Raw genomic sequence first — 8,523 nt, forward strand, 5'->3', positions numbered from 1 at the left:
GGGGACCATAGGTACGGCACGTGCCAGGTGACGTAGGCGGCGGCCCATAACCCGGCGAATCCTGCGGCGAGCCATCGCGGGGCACGCTGGATGAGCACCACCTGGAGCGCCAAGGCGAACGTGAGAATGGCTGAACCGTCCCAGGGGTAGCCGTCCACGGCGGCGGCTATCGTCCGAGCGGCTTCGTCGCAGGCCAGCACCAGCACCGAACCCAGACCGGCCAGGGCGAACGCTCGCCGCCAGGCCGGGCCCGAATCCGGGCCGAAGGCGTGCCGCAGGCGGATCCGGAACGCGCCCCGGATCAGGTCGGCCGACTCCGTAAGGCGTGGCCGGCGGCGGCCCGGCTCGGCTCCCGCCATCAGGACGCCGTCATCTCCTCTTCGTGCACCGCCCGATGCCCCGGCGGATTACCAGGCCAGCAGTCGCCGGTAGCGTGCCTCCAGCTCGGTCATGCCGACCCCCAAGCGTTGTTCAAGACATGCCGCAGGCGATTGCTGGCGGCGGTCGCGTGCCGGGCGAGGCGGTCGGCTTCGGCGGTCAAGCGGGCAGCGCCTTCGCCGGTAAGGCGGTAGTAGCGCCGCACTGAGCAGCGCCTCCACCCTTGTCGGGAAATTTATACGCATGATAAGGATTAACCGTCAGAAATCGTGAGGGTGGGATGAGGAGTCCCGTGGCACTCAAGGAGTTCGAGGACGGTTGGCTGGAGCTGGACGGTCTCAAGATTCACTACACCGAGTGGGGTTCTCCCACCGCTGAGCCCGTCGTGATGCTGCACGGCCTCAACGTGCAGTGCCACACCTGGGATCCGATCATCCGGAGCCTGGACGGTGAGTACCACGTCATCGCGATGGACCTGCGTGGTCACGGTGACAGTGACTGGGCGCGATCCGGGTACCGCGTGCGCTCGATGGCGCGGGACGTCCACGGGCTCATCGACGCGCTCGGGCTCGGCCCGGTCAACCTGGTCGGGCATTCCGCCGGCGTACGGGTGGCCATCGCCGTCGCGGGCGAGCGTCCCGAGACGGTCAAACGCCTGGCCCTCTCGGACGCGGGACCGGCCAACTCCCCCGCGGGAGCGGTCGCGATGCGGGACTTCATCCAGGCAACGACGAATCTGAGGGGCTTCCGGAACGAGCAGGAGGCGTGGAAGTTCTACAAGGGCTACCACCCCGAGTGGCGCGAGGACTTCCTCGATCTGCACGTGCGGTACCAACTGCGGCGCAACTGGGCCGGAAAGCTGGTGCTGAAGGCCGACCCCGACGTCCAGTGGATCACGGGCTCGGTGAGCCTGCCCGACGTCGAGTACCTCTGGCGGATGTCGGAGCTGGACGAGCGGCGCCGACGCGGTGGTTCTGGACCTTGAGGACGCCGTCGCGCCGGACCGCAAGCCCGCGGCCCGGCAGCTGGTGCGCGACGTGCTCCCAGCCGCGGGAGACGGCCCGCTCCGGTTGGTCCGGATCAACGGGACGGACACGCCGTGGGCCGCCGAAGACCTGCTGATGCTCGACGACACGGCGGTGGACGCGGTCATGTTGCCCAAGGCGTCACCCGAGTCGCTGGGGTCCTTGGCGGACGCCGGACTTCCGATCATCGGGCTGGTCGAGACCGCGGCCGGGCTGCGCCGGGCGTTCGAGATCGCGTCCCACCCCCGGGTCGTGGCGCTGGCGCTGGGCGGCGCCGATCTGGGTGCGGAACTGGGCTGGGCCGAGGACGCGGCGGCGGCGGAGCTGCTGCACGCGCGATCGGTGCTGGTGGTGGACTCGGCGGCGGCCGGGGTACGCGCTCCGTTCGACGTCGTGCACCTCGCGGTGCAGGACCAGGACGGCACCCGCGCCGAGGCGGAGCAGGCCCGGCGGCTGGGCCTGGGCGGAAAGCTCTGTGTGCACCCGCGCCAGGTGCCGGTCGTCAACGCCGCCTTCGCGCCCACCCCGCAGGAGCTGGACCGGGCGGCTCGGCTGGTCCGCGCCCTCGACGAGGCGCTGCGGGCCGGCTCCGCGGTCGCCACCGTCGACGGCAAGCTCGTCGACGCGCCCGTCGCCCGCCGCGCCCGCGCCACGCTCCGGGCCGCCGAGCTCTATTCCCGTACACCATCGAAAGAAGCGACTCGCCAATGCAACTGACAACCGAGCAGCAGGACATGCTCGCCCTGATCCGTGACTTCGTGGACGCCGAGGTCGCGCCCTACGCGTCGGAGTTCGACCACCGGGACGAGTTCCCTGAGGAGATGGTGCGGCGGCTCAAGGAGATCGGCCTGTTCGGCATCACGATCCCCGAGGAGTACGGCGGGCTGGGCCTGGACCTGCTGACCTACGCCCTGGTCGTGAAGGAGCTGTCGCGCGGCTGGATCAGCCTGTCCGGGGTGGTGAACACCCACTTCATGGCGGCCTGGATGATCGAGCACTTCGGCACCGAGGAGCAGCGCCGCGCGTACCTGCCCCGGATGGCCACCGGCGAGCTCCGTTCGGCGTACTCGATGACCGAGCCCCACGCCGGGTCCGACGTGCAGGCGATCCGGACCCAGGCGGTGCGGGACGGCGACTCCTACCTGATCAACGGCCAGAAGATGTGGGTCACCAACGGCCTGCGCGCCGGTATGATCATGCTGCTGGCCGTCACTGACCCGAAAGCGGATCCGCGGCACCGCGGGATGACCGCGTTCATCATCGAGAAGGAGCCGGGAGTGCACCAGCAGCCCGGTCTCACCGTGCCGCCCCAGCTGCAGAAGCTCGGATACAAGGGCGTCGAGTCCACCGAGCTCGTGTTCGAGGACTTCCGTACCCCGGCGACGTCGGTTCTCGGCGGCGAGGGCGGAGTCGGACGCGGCTTCAAGTACTTCATTTCGGCGGTGGAGCTGGGCCGGGTCAACGTCGCCGCCCGGGCGCTCGGGCTCGCGACGGCGGCGTTCGAGGCCGCGATCAAGTACGCCCAGCAGCGTGAGACCTTCGGGCAGCCGATCAGCGACCACCAGGCCATCCAGCTGAAGCTGGCCCAGATGGGGACGAAGATCCGGGCCGCCGAGCTGATGGTGCAGGACGCGGCACGGCTGAAGGCGACCGGGGCCCGCGCGGACCTCGAGGCCGGCATGGCGAAGCTGTTCGCCACCGAGGTCGCCCAGGAGACGACCCTGGAGGCGATGCGGATCCACGGTGGATACGGCTACTCGAAGGAGTACGTGGTGGAGCGCCTCTACCGCGACTCGCCGCTCCTTATCCTTGGGGAAGGGACGAACGAGATTCAGCAGTTGCTTATCGCGCGTCGCCTCCTCGAACGACACAAGGTATGACGCATGGATCACGAAACCGAAAGTCAGAGTCGGGTCATGAGTTCGGACCGCAGGAACGCCGAGGCTGGGGCGGCATCACGCATGCACATGGGATTCCTGACCACGACGCCGAACCAGCTGTCGCGTCCTATCAAGACGTCCGAGCGAATCGCCGCCGCCCTGGTGGAAGACGTGATCCGCGACGGTCTTCAGCCAGGCGACCGGCTGCCGAACGAAGCGGCGATGGTCGAGCGCTTCCAGGTCGGCAAGGGGTCGGTCCGGGAGGCCCTGCGGGTCCTGGAGGTCTACGGGCTCATCAGCCTGAAGTCGGGGCCCGGTGGCGGGCCCATCGTGCAGGCCGTGGATCCGCGCGAGGTCGGGCGGACCATCTCGCTCTACCTGAGCCTGCGCGGCGCCACCATCGCCGAGCTCATCGAGACCCGCATGTTCATCGAGCCGATGGTGGCCCGCCTGGGAGCCCAGAACCGCGACCCGCGGGCGCTGCAGCGGCTGGAGCACGCCCTTGAGGTGGAGGCGTCCCTCTCGGAGGGGGACAACAGCCGGTACGTGCAGGCGGCCAACGACTTTCACTACGTGGTGGCCAGCATGACGGGCAACACCGTGTTCGACCTGGTGGCGACCGCCCTGAAGGAGCTGTACACGACGAAGGTCGTGGAGGCCGGGATCACCGCGGCGATCGCGCAGAAGCGCATCTGCATGGAGCATCGGGAGATCGGCAACGCCATCCTCGGCGGGGATGCCGATGAGGCGGAGCGGCTCATGCGTGAGCACATGGCTTTCTATGTGGGCCGGTTGAAGAACACCGATCCCGCCTTCGCGGGGTTGCGCATCTCCTGGGGGTGATGTCCGCTGGGGCCAGCCCGTACGGCTGGCCCCGTGGCCGCTTTCAGGCCGGGAGCGCCATGGGCCCCGTCTTCGCGCTGGGGAAGTAGTCCTGGCCGTGGCCGCTCTCCCGGCTGGGCAGCATGACCGAACGGTTCCAGGAGAGCACCTCGTCCCCGTCCTGGTTCAGGCCGCGGGTGTGCATGGCGATGATGCCGAAGCCGGGGCGGGAGGCGCTGGGGCGGGTGCCGGTGCAGAGGCTCTCCGCGTACAGGGTGTCGCCCACGTAGACCGGGTGCTTGAGCGTCAGATCGGTCATGCCGAGGTTGGCGACGGCGTTCTGGCTCATGTCAATGACCGACAGCCCGAGCACCAGGGCGATGGTGAAGCCGGAGTTCACCAGGATGCGCCCGCCGGACACGGGGTTCTGCTGGGACAGGTGCGCGTTGAAGTGGTACTGGTTCGTGTTACACGTGAGCAGCGTGAACCACGTGCAGTCGGCTTCGCTGATCGTGCGCCCGAACGGATGCTGGAAGACATCCCCGACCACGAAATCCTCGAAGAACCGGCCGAGCTCCGCCTTGTGAACTGTCATCTCTCTGCCCTCCCGGGGTAATTTATACGTATCATACGCTCAATAAGGGTGAATCTTGGGTACGCCAGACGCCGATCATTGAGTAGCGTCACCTGGTGAACATCGAACAGGAGAGCCTGACGACCGAGTGGCCCGCGTGGTACGCGGCGCTTCCGGTCGCGATATCGGCGGCCGGGGTGCTGTTCTTCGACACTCCCGACCGGGTGCTGATGGTCCGGACGAACTACAAGGACGACTGGGACATCCCAGGTGGCGTGATCGAGGTCAACCGTGGTGAGAACCCGTTCGACGCGGCCCGCCGCGAGATCGCCGAAGAGCTCGGGCTGGACATCGCGATCGGCCCGCTGCTCAGCATCGACGTCGATCCCGCCCGCGAGAACCGCCGCCCCCTCATCGCGTTCCTTTTCGACGGCGGCACCCTGACCTCCACCGACCTCCACCAGATCCGCTTCGTCGACAACGAGATCGCCGAGGTCCGCTTCTGCGACATGGACCAGGTCACCCAGCTGGCCGCGCCTCCGCTCGCCCGGCGCGTCCTGACCACCGTGTCGCTGCGCGGCGCGGCCGGACCGACACCCGCGTTCCTGACCGGCGGCATGATGGCGGTGCCGACCGTCACCTAGCCCGGGCGCTGCTCACCTGGGTGGCCACTCGTCACCCCAGGTGATGTCGCGCGCCCGCTTGTACAGCTCGCCCTGCCGTTTGGTGATGATTTCCTGGGTCAGGCCGTCCTCGTCGGTGCACAACTCCAGGGAGACCAGCCCCTTGCGCTTGAGCGGGTGGCGCAGCACCCGGTTGGCCGCCTTGGGCCACCGCTGGGCGGAGGCGGCGACGTAGGAGAACTTCTCGTCCTCGAAGCTCAGCACGCCGGTTTTGACCTGCCGGTGCAGGGCGCTGCGGTTGAGCCGGGTGGAGAGATGGCACCAGTCCCGGCCGGAGGGTATCGGGCAGGCCTGATCGTGCGGGCAGGGAGCCACCACCGACAGGCCCTGTTCGAGCAGAATGTCGCGGGCGGCGACGATGCGCGCGTAACCGGCGGGAGTGCCGGGTTCGATCAGTACGACCATGCCCGCGTCGGCGGCCACGGACCGTACGACACCCTCCAGTGACGCGGTCGGCAACTCCCCCAGCACGTACGACATGGTGACCAGGTCAGCTGGAGGCTTCTCGACCCCCGCCCGGATGACAGATCGCGTCCAGCGGGCAGCCCGCACCGCCGGGCTCCCCGACCGTTTCGCCAGCCGTTCGCCCAGACTGATCGCACTCTGGGCCTGCTCAAGCACGGTCACCTTCTCCAGGACCGGCCACACCTGGGCGGCGGCCCACACGGCCGCGCCCGTCCCGCCCCCGATGTCGACATGCGTACGGGGAGTGAAGTCGGGCGCGACCGCGGCCACGTGGCGGAGCGCCGCGGAGACGGCCGCGAACGTGGCCGGCATCCGGTACCCGGCATAGGCCGCCACATCGATCTCCGAACCGAGAACGACGTCGGCCGGGGGCGTCCCCTCCCGGTACTGCTTGATGAGATGCCGGACGGACTGCGTCAGATCCGCGGTGCTGAACCTGCTGAGCAGCACGTCCAGCGCATTGTGAAGGTCGTCGGGCGGGCTGGGCATGGCTGCCATCATCGCCCAGCGATTCCACCCTGTCGAACCACCGTCACGACCGGTCACCCGAACAAGGTGTTGGCCGGCGCGCCTTGGTGAGGAGCGGGCCATGGGTGAACCCACGTCGTCGCGGAGTCCTGTGATCACACGTTCCCGATAAGGTCACTTCCGGTTAGTTTGCGGCAAGGTCGTGGCCTCTCGCGTACTAGATCCTTATTTCGACCTATTGGACGAATAAGGATCTTCTATGCCCCGTTTTCTGGCCTTGACCATCGGGATGCTGGCCGCCCTGGCCCTGCCCGCGATCCCGGCCCACGCCGCTACACCTGACGGCACGCTCTCGCTCCGGACGGCGAGCGTGAAGGCGGGTGACCCGATCGAGCTGTCCTACTCCACGCCGCGCCCCGACTCCAAGAACTGGATCGGCCTCTACACCGACCCGGGCAACGGACCCGTCAACCAGAAGTACGTCGGCCCCTCGCTGAAGTGGGTGTACATCACCTCCGGCTCGGGAACGGCCACCCTGCCCACCACCGGGCTCGAACCGGGCAACTACCTCACCTACGCCCTGGCCAAGGACGGCTACGAGTGGCTGGCGCCGCCCGTGAAGCTGAAGATCGTCAGCAACGAGCCGCTCCACTTCGTGACCCGTGAATTCACCCTGCGCAACGCCCGCGCCAAGTCCCCGTATGAGGCCAGCGTCAAGGGCACGGTCCGCGGCGAGGCGACCTTCCGGAAGGTGGACGGCCCGGCCTGGGTGCGGGTCGGTCAGGACGGCACCGTGACCGGCACGCCCCCGGCGTCGGCGTCGGCGAAGACCGCCACCTTCACGCTGGAGGCGCGCAACGACGCGGGCGAGAGCGCCACCGCCACGGTCGGCGTCCGCGTACGGCCTCCGGGCGGCCCGCTGGTGCCCGAGCTCACGACGATGTCCTGGAACCTGTGGCACGGCGGCAGCCAGGTCAAGGGCGGCCGGGAGAAGCAGCTGAAGTTCCTGCTCGACCGCGACGTCGACGTGGTCGGCCTGCAGGAGACGTCGTCCACGTCGGCCAGGGAACTGGCCGAGGCACTCGGCTGGGACTACTACCAGGCGGGCGCGGACCTGGGCATCATCAGCCGGTACCCGATCGTCTCGCGCGGGCCGCTGCCCTCGGAGTCGGGCCTGGCAGGGATCAACGCGACGATCAGGCTGGACGACCGGCACGAGGTGGCCATCTGGAACGTGCACCTCGGCTACACCCCTTACGGCCCGTACGACGCGTGCTTCGGGCAGTGGAGCGTCGAGCGGCTGCTGGCCAGGGAGGCAGAGTCGAATCGCACGCGCCAGATCCAGGAGATCATGTCGTCCATGTCCGGCGACCTCACGGCCGCGGACCGTACACCCGTCCTGCTGACCGGCGACTTCAACGCCCCCTCGCACCTCGACTGGACTCCGGAGACCAGGAAGTGCGGTTACGACTCCGTGCCCTGGCCCACCTCGCTCGCTCCTGAGCAGTCCGGGATGAAGGACTCCTACCGCGTGGCCCACCCCGATCCGGTCGCCGACCCCGGCATCACCTGGTCGCCGATCTACACCACGTTCACCGGCGGGTACGGCCACGACAGCCACAAGGGTGAGCCCGAGCCGCAGGACCGCATCGACTTCATCCACTACAAGGGCGATCTCACGGTGAAGTCGTCCGACGCGGTCGTCGAGGGCACCCCGGCCCCGATTCCGAACCACCAGAACAACGCCTGGACCTCCGACCACGCCGCCGTACTGACCACGTTCATCGTCGACTGACCGGGCTCCGCGTTCACGGCCCAAGCATCGGCACACTCGCGGGCGCGCGCCCGCCAGGGGCGATGATCAGATGATGCGCCCTGCCGGGCAGTTCTCGACCACGGAGGACGGCCCGGCATGGCCTTCATCAGTGGGTGGGCCGTGCTCCAGAATGCCGTCACGGGTTCAGGCGGATGTAGCCCGTTGCCGTCAGGCGGCCACCATGATCCCGGATCCTCGTGTCCCAGTTTGGATCGCCGGGACGTGCACCCACTACCAGCCCCTCATGCGCCAGGAGGGGGGCCACAAGTTTGTACTCGAAGCGGCGAGCAATGCTTGGAATCTGTGGATCTGTCGGGAAGGGGGTGTACCTTCCCGATGATCATGTCCAGTCTCAAGCATGACCGACGCGCCAACGTCGGTCGGGAAGGCACACCCGTTGCTCACCGTAGTC

Annotated in this window: 8 protein-coding genes; 6 read left to right on the forward strand and 2 right to left on the reverse strand. The window is 68.3% G+C overall.

Features of this window, described 5'->3' with window-relative positions; all coding sequences use genetic code 11:
• Positions 1 to 670: 670 nt before the first annotated feature.
• The 4 genes from KIP79_RS35715 to KIP79_RS35730 are packed head-to-tail and all read left to right on the forward strand — an operon-like array spanning position 671 to position 4,126.
• Positions 671 to 1,363, forward strand: coding sequence for an alpha/beta fold hydrolase (locus KIP79_RS35715; RefSeq protein WP_214109402.1), 693 nt, complete (start codon positions 671 to 673; stop codon positions 1,361 to 1,363).
• Positions 1,347 to 2,120 carry an HpcH/HpaI aldolase/citrate lyase family protein gene (locus KIP79_RS35720; protein ID WP_214109403.1) on the forward strand — a complete coding sequence of 258 codons (774 nt, stop codon included), beginning with the start codon at positions 1,347 to 1,349 and terminating at the stop codon, positions 2,118 to 2,120. Before KIP79_RS35715 ends, KIP79_RS35720 begins: the two co-directional genes overlap by 17 nt.
• Entirely contained in the window at positions 2,111 to 3,283 is a 1,173-nt protein-coding gene (locus tag KIP79_RS35725; RefSeq protein WP_214109404.1) for an acyl-CoA dehydrogenase family protein, read from the forward strand. Before KIP79_RS35720 ends, KIP79_RS35725 begins: the two co-directional genes overlap by 10 nt.
• Positions 3,284 to 3,319: 36 nt before the next feature.
• Positions 3,320 to 4,126, forward strand: a complete 807-nt coding sequence (locus KIP79_RS35730) for a FadR/GntR family transcriptional regulator (RefSeq protein WP_214109405.1) — start codon at positions 3,320 to 3,322, stop codon at positions 4,124 to 4,126.
• A 43-nt stretch (positions 4,127 to 4,169) separates the two neighbouring features.
• Here KIP79_RS35730 and KIP79_RS35735 read toward each other — a convergent pair whose 3' ends face one another.
• Positions 4,170 to 4,700 (reverse strand): MaoC family dehydratase, encoded by a 531-nt coding sequence (locus KIP79_RS35735; protein ID WP_214109406.1) that lies wholly within the window; start codon positions 4,698 to 4,700, stop codon positions 4,170 to 4,172.
• Between the two features lie 95 nt (positions 4,701 to 4,795).
• Here KIP79_RS35735 and KIP79_RS35740 point away from each other — a divergent pair, with 95 nt between their 5' ends.
• Entirely contained in the window at positions 4,796 to 5,323 is a 528-nt protein-coding gene (locus KIP79_RS35740; protein ID WP_214109407.1) for an NUDIX domain-containing protein, read from the forward strand.
• A gap of 12 nt (positions 5,324 to 5,335) precedes the next feature.
• Here the strand turns inward: KIP79_RS35740 and KIP79_RS35745 are convergent, their stop codons facing one another.
• Positions 5,336 to 6,316 carry a small ribosomal subunit Rsm22 family protein gene (locus tag KIP79_RS35745; RefSeq protein WP_214109408.1) on the reverse strand — a complete coding sequence of 327 codons (981 nt, stop codon included), beginning with the start codon at positions 6,314 to 6,316 and terminating at the stop codon, positions 5,336 to 5,338.
• Positions 6,317 to 6,554: 238 nt separating this feature from the next.
• Between KIP79_RS35745 and KIP79_RS35750 the strand changes: the two genes are divergently transcribed.
• Complete coding sequence (locus tag KIP79_RS35750; protein ID WP_214109409.1) at positions 6,555 to 8,090, forward strand: endonuclease/exonuclease/phosphatase family protein; 1,536 nt, start codon at positions 6,555 to 6,557, stop codon at positions 8,088 to 8,090.
• Positions 8,091 to 8,523 lie beyond the last annotated feature (433 nt).

Origin of the sequence: Acrocarpospora catenulata (genome assembly GCF_018476525.1) — a bacterium.
Classification (GTDB): domain Bacteria; phylum Actinomycetota; class Actinomycetes; order Streptosporangiales; family Streptosporangiaceae; genus Acrocarpospora; species Acrocarpospora catenulata.